Here is a 16,472-nt window from a genome sequence, read left to right on the forward strand (position 1 = left end):
GTCCCAATTGTCAGCACCGAGGGGTAATGTGCCCCGCGATGCCCCCCGCCGACCCCTCCACGCCGAGACGCCGCCGCCCCCTGGGCCGCGGCGCGGGAGCGCTGCCCGCGCCCGGGCACGCGGGTACGGCTGACGGCGACGAGGGGCCGCGGCCACCGGAGTCCTCGCGGGGCACGGCGGCGGGCGGCGCACCGCCCGCCGAGGTGTCCGTGCCACCGCCGCAGACACCGGCGGAGCCGGACACCGATGCCGGGAGCAGCGCCTCCCGGCCACCCGCGGCCACCGAGCCGTCCGCCCCCGGCGCGGTGGGCGGTGAGGAGCCGGACACCGGCGCGGCTCCCGCGCACCGCCCCGGGGACGGGGCCGCCCACGTCGGGGGCGGCGGGGCCACGCCCGACCCGGACGCGGGGCGGCCCGCCCCGGCCGCGGACCCCGCCGGCGAGGCGAGCGCCCCGGGGGAGGGGCGGTTCCGGCTCGTCCTGGACAACTTCGAGGGCCCCTTCGACCTGCTGTTGCAGTTGATCTCGCGGCACAAGCTCGATGTGACCGAGATCGCCCTCTCCCGGGTCACCGATGAATTCCTCGCCCATCTGCGGGCCATGGGCCCCGACGGCGATCTCGACCAGACCACCGAGTTCCTCGTCGTCGCCGCCACCCTCCTCGACCTCAAGGCCGCCCGGCTGCTGCCCGCCGCCGAGATCGAGGACGAGGGCGACCTGGCCCTGCTGGAGGCCCGCGACCTGCTGTTCGCCCGGCTGCTCCAGTACCGCGCCTACAAACGCGTCGCCGAGATCTTCGCCGAGCGGCTCACCGGCGAGGCGCTGCGCCACCCGCGTACCGTCGGCCTCGAACCGCACCACGCACAGCTGCTGCCCGAGGTGATGATCAGCGTCGGCCCCGAGGGGTTCGCCGCGCTCGCCGTGAAGGCCATGCAGCCCAAGCCGGTGCCCCAGGTGTACGTCGACCACATCCACGCGCCGCTGGTCTCCGTACGGGAGCAGGCCGTCCTCGTCGTGGAGCGGCTGCGGGAGGCCGGGCAGGTGTCCTTCGCCGAGCTGACCGCCGACGCCCCCGACACCCTCACCGTCGTCGCCCGCTTCCTCGCCCTGCTGGAGCTGTACCGCGAACGCGCCGTGCACCTGGACCAGCCCGAGGCCCTGGGGCCGCTGCTGGTGCGCTGGAGCGCCGCCCCGGAGGAGGCCGGTCGGACGCTGGTCACCGATGAGTTCGATCAGGAGGCACCCCATGAGTGAACCGGCCCCACCGCCCGCGCTCAAGCCGTCCCTGGAAGCCGTGCTCATGGTCGTCGACGAGCCGGCGACCGAGGAACACCTGGCCAAGGTCCTGGACCGGCCGCGCCGGGAGATCGCCGACGCGCTGCGCGAGCTGGCCGACGAGTACACCGCGCAGAACCGCGGATTCGAGCTGCGGTACGTCGCCGGCGGCTGGCGTTACTACACCCGGGCGCGGTACGCCGAGGCGGTGGAGAGCTTCGTGCTGGACGGGCAGCAGGCCCGGCTCACCCAGGCCGCGCTGGAGACACTGGCGGTCGTCGCGTACCGGCAGCCGGTCAGCCGTTCGCGGGTCTCCGCCGTGCGCGGCGTGAACTGCGACGGGGTCATGCGCACCCTGCTCCAGCGCGGGCTGATCCAGGAAGCGGGCACCGAACCCGAAACAAGTGCGATCCTGTACGGGACGACACACTACTTCCTGGAGCGATTGGGCCTCACCGGCCTGGACGAGCTCCCGCAGCTGGCTCCCTTCCTTCCCGAGGCCGATCAGGTCGAGGGCGAGAGCCAGGAAGGAGTGCCGTCGTTCGAAGTTGACGACAGCGGCGAGACTCCTACGGATCATTGATGCGAAGCAGCGGCAATAACAGCAACCGGAACCACCGGGGCGCGGGCAACAGCCGCGACGACAAGCAGAAGCGGACGGGCAGGCCCCCCCGTCCCGAAGAGCGCAGGTACGGCAAGCAGGGCGGCCCGGGCGGGCCCGCCAAGCCGGCCCGCAAGCGTCCGGCGCCCGCGCGGTCGCGCGAGTACGACGCCCAGATCGAGGAGCGCAACCGCGCCCGGCACGACAAGCCGGCGCCGAAGCTCCCCAAGACCCACGGAGAGCCGGAGGGTGAGCGCCTGCAGAAGGTGCTGGCGCGTGCCGGGCTCGGTTCCCGCCGGGCCTGCGAAGAGCTGATCGACCAGGCCAGGGTGGAGGTCAACGGCAAGATCGTCACCGAGCAGGGCCGCCGGGTCGACCCGGACAAGGACGAGATCAAGGTCGACGGGCTGACCATCGCCTCCCAGTCGTACCTGTTCTTCGCCCTCAACAAGCCGGCCGGCGTCGTGGCCTCCATGGAGGACCCCGAGGGCCGCCAGTGCCTGGGCGACTACGTACAGAACCGGGAGACCCGGCTCTTCCACGTCGGGCGTCTGGACACCGAGACCGAGGGCCTGATCCTGCTCACCAACCACGGCGAGCTGGCGCACCGCCTGACCCACCCCCGCTACGGCGTCAAGAAGAGCTACCTCGCCGCCATCCGCGGGCCCATCCCGCGTGACCTGGGCAAGCGGCTCAAGGACGGCATCAAGCTGGAGGACGGCTACGCCCGCGCCGACCACTTCAAGGTCGTGGAGAACACCGGCAACAACTACCTCGTCGAGGTGAGCCTGCACGAGGGCCGCAAGCACATCGTGCGGCGGATGCTCGCGGAGGCCGGGTTCCCGGTCGACAAGCTGGTCCGCACCCACTTCGGCCCGCTGGCCCTGGGCTCGCAGAAGTCGGGCTGGCTGCGCCGTCTCACCAACACCGAGGTGGGCCAGCTGATGCGGGAGGTCGGTCTGTGACCGTCCGCTGACCCCATTACGCTGGTCGGATGCGCACCGCCCTGGTCATCGGCACCGGTCTGATCGGTACCTCCATCGCTCTCGCGCTCAGCGCGCGCGGCGTACGGGTGCACCTGGAGGACCGGGATCCGGACCAGGTCCGTACCGCCGCCGCACTGGGGGCGGGTACCGAGGAACCGGTGACGGGGCGGGTGGAGCTCGCCGTCGTCGCCGTTCCCCCGGCGTACATCGCCGCCGCGGTGGCGGACGTGCAGCGGCGCGCGGTGGCGGACGGCTGCATCGACGTGGGCAGCGTCAAGGGCGGTCCGCGCCGCGAGCTGGCCGCGCTCGGCGGCGATCCGGCCGGCTACCTGGGCACCCACCCGATGTCCGGCAAGGAGCGGTCGGGGCCGCTGGCGGCCACCGCCGATCTCTTCGAGGGCCGGCCCTGGGTGCTCACCCCCACCCCCGAGACCCGCACCGAGGTGCTCAACCTGGTGCTGGAGCTGGTCGCGCTGTGCCGCGCGGTTCCGGTGGTGATGGAGGCCGACGCCCACGACCGGGCCGTCGCGCTCGTCTCGCACACTCCGCAGCTGATCTCCAGCCTGGTGGCGGCCCGGCTGGAGCACGCCGAGGAGTCCGCGGTACGGCTGTCGGGGCAGGGCATCCGTGATGTGACCCGGATCGCGGCCTCCACGCCTCAGATGTGGCTGGACATCCTGTCCGCCAACCCCGGCCCGGTCGCCGATGTGCTGGCGGCGCTTGCGGGCGATCTGGAGGAGACCGTGCGCTCGCTGCGCGCGATGGAGTCCGGGGACCCGGAACGGCGCGCGGGCGGGGCGGCCCGGATCGAGACGGTGCTGCGGCGCGGCAACGCGGGCCGCGAGCGGGTGCCGGGCAAGCACGGCGCGGCGCCCGCCGTGTACGAGACGGTCGGGGTGCCGATCACCGACCGGCCGGGGGAGTTGGCCCGGATCTTCGCGGACGCGGGCGCGGCGGGCGTCAACATCGAGGACGTCCGCATCGAACACGCCACCGGCCAGCAGGCAGGTCTGGTGCAGCTGATGGTGGACCCGATGGCGGCGCCGCGGCTGATCGCCTCGCTGCGCGAGCGCGGCTGGGCGATACGGCAGTGACCCCGGCTCGTACATCTGTGCGGGAAGTGTGGGCGGGGGCCGGGCGCGGGCCCGGGGGCCGGTACCCTTGGCCGGGGCCGATCGCTGCCTGATCCAGGGAGCGCGCCCCCTCCCGCCCGCCGCTGAGAAAGGTGCGCAGCCACGTGTCCGCACATCCCGTCATCGTCGCCATCGACGGCCCCTCCGGAACGGGCAAGTCCAGCACCTCCAAGGCGGTGGCCGCGCGACTGGGCATGGGCTACCTCGACACCGGGGCGCAGTACCGCGCCATCACCTGGTGGATGCTCAGCAACGGCGTCGACGTGAACGACCCGGCCGCGGTCGCCGCGGTGTCCGGCAAGCCGGACATCGTCTCCGGCACCGACCCGCTGGCCCCCACCATCACGGTGGACGGGACGGACGTGGCGGGCCCGATCCGCACCCCCGAGGTCACCGGCGCGGTCAGCGCGGTCAGCGCGGTCCCCGCGGTGCGCACCCGGATCACGGAGCTGCAGCGCACCATCGCGGCGGACGCCCCCGGCGGGATCGTCGTGGAGGGCCGGGACATCGGCACCACCGTGCTCCCCGACGCCGACGTGAAGATCTTTCTGACCGCGGCCCCCGAGGCGCGCGCGGCGCGGCGCAGCGGTGAGCTGAAGGCCACCGGCCCCGGCGCCCCCGACCTGGCCGCCACCCGGGAGGCGCTGATCAAGCGGGACGCCGCCGACTCGGGGCGCAAGACCTCCCCGCTGGCCAAGGCCGGCGACGCCACCGAGATGGACACCACCGAGCTGACCCTGGAACAGGTCATCTCCTGCGTGATCACCGTCATCGAGGACGCGGAGCGGAAGCAGCGACTGCCGTGACCGTCTCCCGCGCCCCCGTCGCACCCACCGAGCGCGGCGCCGAGGTCGGCCGGCGGATCGGGGTCGGCCTGATGTACGGGCTGTTCCGGCCCCGGGTGCTGGGCGCCTGGCGGGTGCCGGCGGCCGGGCCCGCGATCATCGCCGTCAACCACACGCACAACGTGGACGGCCCGATGGTGATGGGCGTGGCCCCGCGGCCGGTGCACTTCCTCATCAAGAAGGAAGCGTTCATCGGACCGCTCGACCCGTTCCTGCGCCGCATCGGCCAGATCGAGGTGGACCGCGACACCACCGACCGCACCGCGATCACCTCCGCCCTCGGCGTGCTCAAGAACGGCGGGGTGCTGGGCATTTTTCCCGAGGGCAGCCGGGGCGAGGGCGACTTCGCCGCGCTGCGGGCCGGTCTGGCGTACTTCGCGGTGCGCTCCGGCGCCCCGGTGGTGCCGGTGGCGGTGCTGGGCAGCACGGAGCGGCGCGGCCGGCTGATACAGGGGCTGCCACCGTTGCGCGGCCGGCTCGACGTGGTCTTCGGCGACCCGTTCACGGTGGGCGAGGGCGGCCGCCGCACCAGGGCGGCGCTGGACGCCGCCACCGTGCGGCTGCGGGACGGGCTGACCGCGCACCTGGAAAAGGCACGGCGGCTCACCGGCCGCTGAGCGACACTGGAGGATGCGGCGCCGGCTCCACGGGCCGGCCGCCGCCCTCCATCCCTTTCGTTTTCGTTTCTTCGCATTGAGGACCACACCCATGAACGACCAGAACGATCCCGGCGACGCGGGCGGGCACGGTGCGCTGGGCGACGCCGAGTACGCGGAGTTCATGGAGCTGGCCGCGCAGGAGGGCTTCGACGCCGAGGAGATCGACAGCGAGCTGGCGGCGGCCAACGCCGGGCCGCTGCCCGTGCTCGCCGTCGTGGGCCGCCCCAACGTCGGCAAATCGACGTTGGTGAACCGGATCATCGGCCGCCGCGAGGCCGTGGTCGAGGACCGCCCGGGCGTCACCCGCGACCGCGTCACCTACGAGGCCGAGTGGGCGGGCCGCCGCTTCAAGGTGGTGGACACCGGCGGCTGGGAGCAGGACGTCCTCGGTATCGACGCCTCCGTAGCGGCTCAGGCCGAGTACGCCATCGAGGCCGCCGACGCCGTGGTCTTCGTGGTGGACGCCGCCGTGGGCTCCACGGACACCGACGAGGCCGTGGTCAAGCTGCTGCGCAAGGCGGGCAAGCCCGTGGTGCTGTGCGCCAACAAGGTGGACGGCCCCTCCGGCGAGGCCGACGCCGCCTACCTGTGGTCCCTGGGCCTCGGCGAGCCCTACCCCGTCTCCGCGCTGCACGGCCGGGGCACCGGCGACATGCTGGACGCGGTCCTGGAGGCCATGCCGGAGGCGCCCCCGCAGACCTTCGGCAGCGCGCCCGGCGGCCCGCGCCGGATCGCCCTCATCGGGCGCCCCAACGTCGGCAAGTCCTCGCTGCTGAACAAGGTGGCCAAGGAGGACCGGGTGGTCGTCGACGCCACCGCCGGGACCACCCGCGACCCCGTGGACGAGCTCATCGACCTGGGCGGCAAGGTCTGGCGCTTCGTGGACACCGCCGGCATCCGGCGCCGCGTCCACTTGCAGGACGGGGCCGACTACTACGCCTCGCTGCGCACCGCCGCCGCCCTGGAGAAGGCGGAGGCCGCGGTCGTCCTCATCGACGTCACCGAGCCGATCAGCGTGCAGGACACCCGCATCATCACCATGGCGGTGGAGGCCGGCCGGGCGCTGGTGATCGCGTACAACAAGTGGGACCTCATGGACGAGGAGCGCCGCTTCTACCTGGAACGGGAGATCGAGCGCGACCTGGTGCAGGTGCAGTGGGCGCCGCGCGTCAACATCTCCGCCTTCACCGGCCGGCACATGGAGAAGCTGGTGCCGGCCATCGAGACCGCGCTGGACGCCTGGCAGACCCGGGTGCCCACCGGCAAGCTGAACGCCTTCCTCGGTGAGCTGGTGGCCTCCCACCCGCACCCGGTGCGCGGCGGAAAGCAGCCCCGGATTCTGTTCGGCACCCAGGCCGGGACGAAGCCGCCGCGCTTCGTCCTGTTCGCCTCGGGCTTCCTGGAGGCCGGCTACCGGCGCTTCATCGAGCGCCGCCTGCGCGAGGAGTTCGGCTTCGAGGGCACCCCGATCAAGGTGTCGGTGCGGGTGCGCGAGAAGCGCGGCCGGGTCAAGAAGTAGCCGTACGGCCCGGCCGCCCGCTCACCCGCCCGCGTCACGCCGGGCCGGGGGCAGCGCGGCCGGGAAGGACCGGCCGGTGGTGGACACCTCCCCGTAGTACGCGGAGGGGAGGTGCCCCTGCTCCGGCCGCCCGTAGTACCGCCAGCTCGCCGCCCCGCTGCTGGTGCCGGTGCCGCGGATGGTGCCGAATCCCACGAACCGCAGGTCCTCCTCGCCCGAGCGGTCCCCCGGCAGCGCCCGGAACAGCCGCCGGTACTCGTCGTAGAGCGAGTCGAAGATCGGGGTCTCCGAAGCGGTGTGGCCGTGATCGTACGGAGCCCTCCGTGCGTGCGCACCGGATTGGCCGGGGATCGCGGCGTGGGCGGGGGCATGCTGAGGTCGGGTGGATTCGTAAGGGTGCACGCCCGGTCAACGATCATCCGGGGCGGCGGATGCGGGGCGCCGCGCCCGGATACCTGATCGCGTCAGCCGGACGGGCGGCTCAGGTGCCCGCCAGCGGCATCGCGGCGGCCACCAGCAGCCCGCCGGCCGCCGCCTTCTCCAGCGCGTCCCGCAGCAGGTCCTCCCGCGGCTGCTGGCCGATCGAACCGGCCGGGGCCGCGTACACCAGCACCGTCTGCTTCTGGTTGGCGGTCGAGCGCCAGCCGTCGGTGACCGCCAGCGGCTGGTGCGCCTGCCACCAGGCAGCCGTCTGGCCGGTGGCCGCGTCCGCCTGGAGCACCGAGTGCAGCTGTCCCATGGCCAGCAGCACCGACCAGCCGGGAACCTGGGAAGGAGCCTTGGAGACGTCGGTGACCGGCAGGAAGCCGGCCTCGATCAGCAGCGGCAGGAAATCGTCGCCGGGGCCGTCCGAGCCGGGCCGGGCCACCGGACCCGACGGCTCCACGACGAGCGCCGGGTAGAGGTCCTCACCGATCAGGATCTGGCCGCAGGTCACCCCGAGCACCACCTGGCCGGTGGCCTCCTCCAGCTCGGCGGGCAGCGGGGTGCCGGGGGCCGCCGTGGGCTCGGCGACGGTGGACTGGCCGGTGATCGAGGCCACCGCCCCGCGCAGCTGCTCCTCGGAGACCGTCACCACCTGGGAGGGGATGCAGGCGGCGTGGGCGAAGGCGAGCACCGCCGTCTCGCCGCCGACGAAGAGCACGGTGGAGGTGCGCTCCTGGCCGGTGTCGCCCGGGGTGCGGCACGAGGTGCAGTCATAGGTGCCGGGGGCGTTCTCGCCCGCGAGCAGCCGTGCCGCTTCGGCCTCGCCGATCTCGGCGCGAACCTCGTCACTGACGTCGAGCAAGGGGGACATGTGGCTCCTCGGTTGGGTATCGCGGCCCGCTGCCGTCGCGGGCCCCGTGCACAACGGCCGGGGCGGCGCGTGGGTCACGCCGAGGGCGCGTGATTCGCACACACGGGTACGGGGGCGCGCCTGGTTCGCACATCTGCGCGAGTGTCGAGCGTGTCGATGAAGTGGCCGGTTCGGCGCGGTGCCGGGAGTGCGGGAACACGGGCCGGCGGCGGAAAGGCGGACGGGTGTCCGAGGCCATTCCGGAACGCCGTATTCGGTGCCGTTGCGGTGATTTCCACGAACCGGTGGAAGAGAAATGCGGAGGAATTCTCCATTACACGAAGCGCACGAACCACCGGGCGGTGGCCGGCCGGGTCGACCGTGACACAAGCGTGACAGTCCGCTGATCGGGGCGGGACGTCCACCGGCTACTTCCGGGGGCGGCGGGCCCCGGCATACGGTGGGGACATGACCCCATCACAGCCCTGGCGCCCCTCCCGCCCCCAGACGCCGGACGACGACCCCGACGCCTACGTGGGGCTGGCCGCCGACCGGGCCGAGCGGCAGGCCACCGAGCGCGGCTGGGGAACCGTACGCCGGCTCGCACCGGACGCGATCATCACCATGGAGTACATGCCGGGCCGGCTGAACCTCGCGGTCAAGGACGGTGAGGTGGTGCGCTGCTGGCAGGGCTGAACGGGCCGCCCAGCGGCTCGACGGGCCGCACCGGAGGATGCGCTCCGGGCGGCCGGGTCTCCGGTTGGTGCGGCCGGGCCGGGGTGCGGTGGGTGGTGCCGATCCGGGCCGTGACCGCGGTGGGCCTGGCGGGCGCCGTCAGGGCGTCCGGGAGGGCCGCGACCGGAGCCCCGGGTGGCGGCGAAACGCTGTGCCGCGAGCGCACGGGTTGTCCCCGCAGCCGGTCCCGCACCACCATCACCCGGCGCTCCACCTCGCGGATCACCGGCTCGCACCACGGCAGCGCCAGCAGGATCAGCAGCCCCGCCGCCCAGCCGAGCAGGACATCGCTCACCCAGTGCGTGCCCAGGTAGACGGTGGTGGCGCCCACGCCCAGCGCGAAGACCGCGGCGATCACCGACAGGATGCGGCGGGCCTGCGGCGTGGTGGCCAGATACGCGAGAATCCCCCAGGTCACCACGGCATTGGCGGTGTGCCCCGAGGGAAATATATCGCCGTTCAACCACATCTCGTTGGAGCCGATGTCATTCGCGTAGTGCGGGCCCTCCCGGCGCATACCGAACTTCGCGCCACCGACCGTGACGTTCAGCGCCAGCAGCGCCACCGCCATGACCAGCAGCGGACGCAGCGTGCGCTGGCGCCACGAGCGCCAGCCCAGCCAGGCGGCCACCAGCACCGCGGTGGGCCCGCGCTGCCCCAGCACCACGAAGTAGTCGAGGAAGGCGTGCAACTGCGGCCACTGCTTGTAGGGCCGGAACAGCATCACCTGCCAGTCGAGCCTGACCAGCCAGGACGTGCTCAGCACCGCCGCCACGATCGCCGCGTACGAGCCCAGGGTCGCCCACAGGAGTGCGGTCCGGGTGCGGCTCATGCCGGGAGCCGCGACGGCCGGTCGCTGCGGCTCCTGCTCGAGGCGGGCAAAGAATCGGTCGGTACGCACTCCAGCAAGATTACAGCCGGTGATAGGAGAGCTTCGACTCCAGCCTGCTTTCGTGATGCCGATGTGATGTGCCGCGGGGTTTTTCCGGGGGTCATTGGCCCGGAGTTCCCCCGCTGTTCACCCGGCTTTACGGAATAGCTGAAAGCCATGATTTGCCGATCTGGGGATGATGGTACGGCCATTCGGATTGTTTTCCCTTCAGGGCTTTCCGGGTGACATGGAGACCGTGTGCGGGCCCTGCGGGAAGGGACCGCGGTCCCTGGGGGTCCGGCCGGTCCCTGACGTACGCTGTGGCTCGTCCGCCCACCCCGCCCGTCCCCAAGGTGCCCGCGCCCATGGCGAGTCCGCTCCCCGCCGAAGACCGAAACCGCTGGACGGTTCTGGTCGTGCTCTGCGTCAGCCTGCTGCTGGTCGCCATCGACGCGACCGTGCTGCACGTCGCCGTGCCCGCCGTCACCGAGGACCTGCGGCCCGGCGCGGTCGAGCTGCTGTGGATCGTGGACGTCTACCCGCTGGTGTGCGCCTCGCTGCTGATCCTCTTCGGCACCCTCGGTGACCGGATCGGCCGGCGCCGGGTGCTGCTGATCGGCTACGCCACTTTCGGCCTGGCCTCCGCGCTGGCCGCGTACGCCGGCACCCCCGCGGTGCTGGTGCTCGCCCGCGCGCTGCTGGGGGTCGGCGGGGCGATGATCATGCCGGCCACGCTGTCCATCCTGCGGCAGGTCTTCCCCGACCGCCGGGAACGCGCCCTGGCGATCGGCATCTGGAGCGCCGTCGCGGCCGTCGGCGCCGCGATCGGGCCGCTGGTGGGCGGTGTGCTGCTGGAGCACTTCTGGTGGGGCTCGGTCTTCCTCATCAACATCCCCCTGATGGTCCTGTGCCTGCCGGTGGCCCGCTGGCTGCTGCCGGAGTCCACCGGCGAGCGCGAGGGCCCGTGGGACGTGACCGGCGCCCTGCTGGCCGCCGGCGGTCTGTTCACCGTGATCATGGCGCTCAAGCGGGCCGGCGGCGGGGAGCTGTACAGCCCGCTCACCCTGCTCGCCGCGGTGACCGGCGGGCTGCTGCTCTTTCTGTTCGTCCGCCGGCAGCGCGGCCAACGGCATCCGCTGATCGACCTGCGGGCCTTCGCCCGGCCGGCCTTCGGCACCTCGGTCGGGTGCATCGTGCTGACCGTGCTGGCGCTCGTCGGGCTCGCCCTGATCGCCGCCCAGTACCTGCAGCTGGTGCTCGGCCTCTCCCCGTTGCAGACCGGGTTGCGGTTGCTGCCGCTCAGCCTGGCGGCGATCGCCGCGGGCCTGGTGGGCGCCCGGCTGCTGCACCGGCTCGGCCCGCGCCTGATGGTCTCGCTCGGGTTCGTCCTCACCGCCGTCGCCGTCCTGGTGCTGATGTCGCTGGGGGAGCAGGACCGCCCGGCGCTGATGGCCACCGGTTTCGTGCTGCTGGGCTTCGGTCTGGAGACCACCCTGTTCGCCTCCTACGAGTCGATGCTCTCCGACGCCCCGGCCGGCGAGGCCGGCGGTGCGGCGGCGATCGGCGAGACGGCCTACCAGTTCGGCGCGGGCCTGGGCATCGCGCTGCTGGGCAGCATCATGAACGCCGTCTACGGCCCCGCCGTCCGCGGCGCCCAGGGAGTGGGGACCGAGGAGTCGGCGGCGGCGGCGCACTCCCTGGGAGAGGCGTACTCGGTGGCCACCCAACTCGGCGGCGGGCCGGGACTGGCGCTGCGGCAGACCGCCCGGGACGCCTACGTCCACGGCATGCACATGACGCTGATCGCCAGTGCCGTCCTGCTGCTGCTCGGCGCGCTGGCCGCGCTGCGGCTGCCCCGCGACCTCGCGACCGCCCCGGCGGCCGAGGCCTGGCCCGCGGGCGGGGAGCGCACGGGCGCCGGAAGCGGTGCCGCGCCGGTGCCCGGTCCCCGCGCCGCGGAGCCCGGCCCGCGACGCGCCCCGGAGGAGCCGCCGCTCTTGCCCAGCGGGGTTACCCGGCCGTAACGTCGGCCGCTCCGAGCGCACCTGGAGGCCCCGCATGCCCACCGGCTCCCCACCGCCCTTCGACCCGGCCGACCCGCTGGGCCTGGATGACCTGCTGAGCCCCGAGGACCTCGCGGTGCGGCGGGCCACCCGGCAGTGGGCCACCGACCGGGTGCGGCCGCACATCGCCCGCTGGTACGAGGACGGCCGGGCACCGGTCACCGAGCTGGCCAGGGAACTCGGTGAACTGGGCGCGCTGGGCATGTCGCTGGAGGGCTACGGCTGCGCCGGCGCGTCCGCCGTGCAGTACGGGCTGACCTGCCTGGAACTGGAGGCCGCCGACTCCGGCATCCGCTCGCTGGTCTCGGTGCAGGGCTCGCTGGCCATGTACGCCATCCACCGCTACGGCTCGCCCGGGCAGCGCGAACGCTGGCTGCCGCCGATGGCGCGCGGTGAGACCATCGGCTGCTTCGCGCTCACCGAGCCCGACCACGGATCGGATCCGGCCGCGATGCGCACCCGGGCCGAACGGGACGGCGGTGACTGGGTGCTGACGGGCCGCAAGATGTGGATCACCAACGGCTCGGTGGCCGGCGTGGCGGTGGTGTGGGCCCGTACGGAGGACGGAGTCCGGGGCTTCGTGGTGCCCACGGACCGGCCCGGCTTCACGGCGCGGGAGATCCGCCACAAATGGTCACTGCGCGCATCCGTCACCAGTGAACTCGTCCTGGACGGAGTACGGTTGCCGGCCGACGCCGTACTGCCCGGCGCGCGGGGGCTGGGCGCGGCGCTGGGGGCGCTGGGCCACGCCAGGTTCGGCATCGTGTGGGGCGCTCTGGGGGCCGCCAGGGACTGTTTTGAGACAGCCCTGGCCTACGCCGGGGAACGCGAACAGTTCGGGCGGCCGATCGCGGGTTTCCAGCTCACCCAGGCGAAGCTGGCGGACATGGCGCTGGAACTGCACAAGGGGCTGCTGCTGGCACACCACCTGGGCCGCCGGCTGGACGCGGGACGGCTGCGCCCGGAGCAGGTCAGCTTCGGCAAGCTGAACAATGTCCGGGAAGCGCTGGAGATCTGCCGCACCGCGCGCACGATCCTGGGCGCGAACGGGATCTCGCTGGAGTATCCGGTGCTGCGGCACTGCGGGAATCTGGAATCGGTGCTCACCTATGAGGGCACCAGCGAGATGCATCAGCTGGTGCTGGGCAAGGCGCTCACCGGACTTGAGGCATTCCGGGGCTGACGCCCCGAACACGCGCCGCGTGGTGCGCGCCCGGGCGGGCGCGCACCGGCTGTGACGGCTCAGCTCTGGTTGAAGAAGCCGGTGGCGTGCCGGCGGCTGTCGCTGACCACCTTGTAGTCGCCGGGGGTCAGCAGGAAGACACGGTTGGCCACCCGGTCGATGGAGCCGCGCAGGCCGAAGATCAGGCCCGCCGCGAAGTCGACGACGCGTTTGGCGTCGCCGGGCTCCATGGCGGTGAGGTTGATGACCACCGGCACCCCGTCACGGAACAGTTCCCCGATGCGGCGGGCGTCGCGGAAGCTCTCCGGCGTCACCGTCGCGATCCGGCCGCTGTCGCCCTCGGGCTCCGGCTCCTCCACCACCCGCACCGCGGGGTCGGTGGCCCACGGCTCGGTGCTGTCGCCCGGCTCGGGTCCCTCGGCGTACTCGTCGTCGTAGTAGCGCATCTCGCGGTCCTCGACGAGGCCGAGCCAGGCGCTCGCCTTGCGTACCGATCCCATGGATGCCTCCTCTCTAACGCGGCTCGAAACCGCCCACACCCCTATCGTCATCCATGATGCGGATGATGCGCCAAGTGGATTGGCGCCGGAACTGGATTTCGTGACGGTTCTGGTGCAATCGATTATGGCGCCCCATCAGGAGAAGCGGCGCGCCACCCAACTGACGGAGAGTGAGTTTCGGGCACTCGGCCGATCGGGTGGGGAGGTTCCGTGGAGTGGCTGAAACTTGTTCTTGGCAATCGGGGCGCCTGTGGTGAAGATTCGGTGCAGCGCTTGTCAGGGTCATGCCGATGAACACGACGGCACGGCCCCGGCCACGCCTCACGGGCCCACACATCCAGCGGGCCCCAGATTCCCCACGGAGGAAATCGTGAGTTCCGAGCGCCCCAACCCCCACAGACGCCTCGTCAAGCGGCTGCGGCTGATCGCCGCCGCCTCCGGCGTGGCGGCGCTGACAGCCTTCGTGCTGCCCAGCACCGCCGCCGCCGAGCCGGTGCAGACCTTCAGCACCACGCAGCTGGCCACGGCGGACAGCGCCGTGCTCGCCGCCGACATCGCGGGAACCGCGTGGACGGTGGACGAGGAGACCGGCCAGGTCGTCGTCACCGTGGACTCCACCGTCACCCGGGAGGAGATCGCGGAGATCAAGGACAGCGCGGGCTCCCTGGCCGGGGCCATCAGCATCGAGCGCACTCCGGGCACGCTGGAGAACTACCTGTCCGGCGGGGACGCCATCTACGCGAGTGGCTGGCGCTGCTCCGCGGGCTTCAACGCCACCCGCGGCGGTACGACGGTCCTGCTGACCGCCGGCCACTGTACGGACGGAGCGGGCACCTGGTGGGCCAACTCCGCCCGCACCACCGTCATCGGTTCCACGATCGGCTCCAGCTTCCCCGTCAACGACTACGGGCTGATCTCGTACACGAACTCCTCGCTGGCCCGTCCCAGCAACGTCTACCTCTACAACGGCACCTACCGGACCATCACCGGTGCGGCCAACGCCACCAATGGCCTGGCCGTGCAGCGCTCCGGTTCCACCACCGGGCTGCGCTCGGGCTCGGTGACCGGCCTGAACTACACCGTGAACTACGGCGGCGGTGACATCGTCTACGGGATGATCCGTACCAATGTCTGCGCCGAGCCCGGCGACAGCGGCGGCCCGCTGTTCTCCGGCAACACCGCCATCGGTCTGACCTCCGGCGGCAGCGGCAACTGCAGCGTCGGCGGTACCACGTACTTCCAGCCGGTCACGGCGGCGCTGAGCGCCTACGGGGCCAGCATCCCGTAACGGGTCCGGGTCCCTTTGAGGAACCCTCGCCACCACTCGCCGCCCCCGTCCGGGTCACCCGGACGGGGGCGGCCGTATGGGGAGCGTGCGCACGGCGGATGTCACGAAATCCGGACTCCTGCGAACGATGAGCGAACCCCGAGCGATGATTTACAGACAGGTCTAGTCCTTACTCAGGGCGAGCTGACGGGGGCTCAACGCGCGTAGCGTGGCGAAGTGTCGAGGAATATCGGGCGAGTTCGGGACACATCGCCTGGACGTGTGTGCGAGGGACGAACGGCCGTGGCGGGCGTGAAGTCGTTCTTGTGTGGGCCGGGGCAGGATGGGAATACTCGCCATCACCGCTTGGCATGAACGTGGCTGAAGAGTCAGGTTCCTGCTCTCTCCGGAGCCAATGGGCTCCAACCCCCACAGGAGGAAACGAGCGTGACAAACCGACGCATGTCCGCGCGGCGTATCACGATGGCCGCCACCGGCGTTGCCGCACTGCTGGCCGGGACGTTCACCATGTCTCAGGCGAACGCCCAGACCCCCACCTTCACCCCGGATGTCCTGTCCTCGCAGGCGGCCGTCGAACTGGCGACCACCCTGGAGGACACGCTGTCCGCCAACACGGCCGGCACCTTCTACGACGCCCAGACCGAAACCCTCGTGGTGAACGTCACGGACACCGCCGCCGTCTCCGAGGTCCAGGCCACCGGTGCCGAAGCGCGCCTGGTGGACCACACCCTGGCCCAGCTGGAGGCCGCGGCCGACGAGGTCGAGGAACTCGCCGTGCCCGGCACGGCCTGGGGCATCGACCCCGTCTCCAACGCCGTCAAGGTGACGGTGGACTCCACCGTGACCGGCGACGCGCTGGCCGAGCTCCGCAGCGGTGTGGAGGCCCTGGGCGGCCAGGCCGTCCTGGAGCAGGTCGAGGGCGAGTTCTCGCCCTACATCGCGGGTGGTGACGCCATCTACACCTCCGGCGCCCGCTGCTCGCTCGGCTTCAACGTCACCATCGGCGGCCAGCGCGGCTTCCTGACGGCCGGTCACTGCGGCTCGACCGGCAGCAGCTGGTCGGCCACCTCCGGCGGCGCGGCCTTCGGCACCCTGAGCACCAGTGTGTTCCCGGGCTCCGACTACGCGGCCGGCAGGTACAGCTCCAGCATCGCCAGCCCCAGCTCGGTGAACCTGTACAACGGTTCCACCCGCTCGATCACCGGTGCGGCCAACCCGGTCGTCGGCCAGACGGTCGAGCGCTCCGGCTCCACCACCGGTCGGCACAGCGGCACGGTCACCGCGCTGAACGTGTCGGTCACCTACCCGCAGGGCACGGTGCGCGGCACCATCCAGACCACCGTGTGCGCCGAGCCCGGTGACAGCGGCGGCGCCCTCTTCTCGGGCAACACCGCACACGGCCTGACCTCGGGCGGCAGCGGCAACTGCTCCAGCGGCGGTACCACCTTCTTCCAGCCGGTGGTCGCGGCGCTGAACGCGGTGGGCGCCACCATCCCGTAACAGGATCCCCACAGTCCACGGCCTGCCGCCGCGCGCGGC

16 protein-coding genes are annotated in these 16,472 nt (G+C 72.4%); 12 read left to right on the plus strand and 4 right to left on the minus strand.

What is annotated here, in order from left to right; all coding sequences use genetic code 11:
- Positions 1 to 38: 38 nt before the first annotated feature.
- The 7 genes from H7827_RS24950 (at position 39) to der (ending at position 7,017) form a co-directional block, all read left to right on the plus strand.
- Positions 39 to 1,253, plus strand: a complete 1,215-nt coding sequence (locus H7827_RS24950) for a segregation/condensation protein A (RefSeq protein ID WP_432747409.1) — start codon at positions 39 to 41, stop codon at positions 1,251 to 1,253.
- Positions 1,246 to 1,857: an SMC-Scp complex subunit ScpB gene (gene scpB / locus H7827_RS24955; RefSeq protein ID WP_030728170.1), complete on the plus strand. Its 612-nt coding sequence runs from the start codon at positions 1,246 to 1,248 to the stop codon at positions 1,855 to 1,857. The genes H7827_RS24950 and scpB overlap by 8 nt, the downstream gene beginning before the upstream one ends.
- Positions 1,857 to 2,840, plus strand: a complete 984-nt coding sequence (locus tag H7827_RS24960; protein ID WP_030728167.1) for a pseudouridine synthase — start codon at positions 1,857 to 1,859, stop codon at positions 2,838 to 2,840. The genes scpB and H7827_RS24960 overlap by 1 nt, the downstream gene beginning before the upstream one ends.
- Before the next feature lie 29 nt (positions 2,841 to 2,869).
- Positions 2,870 to 3,955 (plus strand): prephenate dehydrogenase, encoded by a 1,086-nt coding sequence (locus tag H7827_RS24965; RefSeq protein ID WP_386538260.1) that lies wholly within the window; start codon positions 2,870 to 2,872, stop codon positions 3,953 to 3,955.
- A 143-nt stretch (positions 3,956 to 4,098) separates the two neighbouring features.
- Positions 4,099 to 4,800, plus strand: coding sequence for a (d)CMP kinase (gene cmk / locus H7827_RS24970; RefSeq protein ID WP_432747410.1), 702 nt, complete (start codon positions 4,099 to 4,101; stop codon positions 4,798 to 4,800).
- Positions 4,749 to 5,456 (plus strand): lysophospholipid acyltransferase family protein, encoded by a 708-nt coding sequence (locus tag H7827_RS24975; protein ID WP_386538307.1) that lies wholly within the window; start codon positions 4,749 to 4,751, stop codon positions 5,454 to 5,456. Before cmk ends, H7827_RS24975 begins: the two co-directional genes overlap by 52 nt.
- Positions 5,457 to 5,547: 91 nt before the next feature.
- Positions 5,548 to 7,017 (plus strand): ribosome biogenesis GTPase Der, encoded by a 1,470-nt coding sequence (gene der / locus H7827_RS24980; RefSeq protein WP_386538263.1) that lies wholly within the window; start codon positions 5,548 to 5,550, stop codon positions 7,015 to 7,017.
- A gap of 21 nt (positions 7,018 to 7,038) precedes the next feature.
- Here the strand turns inward: der and H7827_RS24985 are convergent, their stop codons facing one another.
- A complete protein-coding gene (locus H7827_RS24985; RefSeq protein WP_386538264.1) occupies positions 7,039 to 7,419 on the minus strand; it encodes a hypothetical protein in 381 nt (126 codons plus the stop codon).
- Between the two features lie 79 nt (positions 7,420 to 7,498).
- Entirely contained in the window at positions 7,499 to 8,314 is an 816-nt protein-coding gene (locus tag H7827_RS24990) for a hypothetical protein (RefSeq protein ID WP_386538266.1), read from the minus strand.
- A gap of 447 nt (positions 8,315 to 8,761) precedes the next feature.
- Between H7827_RS24990 and H7827_RS24995 the strand changes: the two genes are divergently transcribed.
- Positions 8,762 to 8,989, plus strand: coding sequence for an I78 family peptidase inhibitor (locus tag H7827_RS24995; RefSeq protein ID WP_200368102.1), 228 nt, complete (start codon positions 8,762 to 8,764; stop codon positions 8,987 to 8,989).
- Here the strand turns inward: H7827_RS24995 and H7827_RS25000 are convergent.
- Positions 8,952 to 9,860 (minus strand): phosphatase PAP2 family protein, encoded by a 909-nt coding sequence (locus tag H7827_RS25000; RefSeq protein ID WP_432747411.1) that lies wholly within the window; start codon positions 9,858 to 9,860, stop codon positions 8,952 to 8,954. The genes H7827_RS24995 and H7827_RS25000 overlap by 38 nt on opposite strands.
- A gap of 404 nt (positions 9,861 to 10,264) precedes the next feature.
- On the opposite strand from H7827_RS25000, the gene H7827_RS25005 reads away from it, so the two are divergent.
- Both H7827_RS25005 and H7827_RS25010 read left to right on the plus strand, forming a co-directional pair.
- Complete coding sequence (locus tag H7827_RS25005; RefSeq protein ID WP_432747412.1) at positions 10,265 to 11,923, plus strand: MFS transporter; 1,659 nt, start codon at positions 10,265 to 10,267, stop codon at positions 11,921 to 11,923.
- 34 nt (positions 11,924 to 11,957) lie between these two features.
- On the plus strand, positions 11,958 to 13,145 hold the full coding sequence (locus H7827_RS25010; RefSeq protein WP_432747413.1) for an acyl-CoA dehydrogenase family protein: 1,188 nt from the start codon (positions 11,958 to 11,960) through the stop codon (positions 13,143 to 13,145).
- Between the two features lie 59 nt (positions 13,146 to 13,204).
- Here H7827_RS25010 and H7827_RS25015 read toward each other — a convergent pair whose 3' ends face one another.
- Positions 13,205 to 13,645, minus strand: coding sequence for a cell division protein SepF (locus H7827_RS25015; protein ID WP_386538273.1), 441 nt, complete (start codon positions 13,643 to 13,645; stop codon positions 13,205 to 13,207).
- A gap of 370 nt (positions 13,646 to 14,015) precedes the next feature.
- Here H7827_RS25015 and H7827_RS25020 point away from each other — a divergent pair, with 370 nt between their 5' ends.
- Together H7827_RS25020 and H7827_RS25025 are read left to right on the plus strand one after the other, a co-directional pair.
- Positions 14,016 to 14,933 carry a S1 family peptidase gene (locus tag H7827_RS25020; RefSeq protein WP_386538274.1) on the plus strand — a complete coding sequence of 306 codons (918 nt, stop codon included), beginning with the start codon at positions 14,016 to 14,018 and terminating at the stop codon, positions 14,931 to 14,933.
- A 426-nt stretch (positions 14,934 to 15,359) separates the two neighbouring features.
- Complete coding sequence (locus tag H7827_RS25025; protein WP_030728132.1) at positions 15,360 to 16,433, plus strand: S1 family peptidase; 1,074 nt, start codon at positions 15,360 to 15,362, stop codon at positions 16,431 to 16,433.
- The last annotated feature ends 39 nt before the right edge of the window (positions 16,434 to 16,472 follow it).

This window comes from Streptomyces sp. JH002 (genome assembly GCF_050916115.1).
Classification (GTDB): domain Bacteria; phylum Actinomycetota; class Actinomycetes; order Streptomycetales; family Streptomycetaceae; genus Streptomyces; species Streptomyces xiamenensis.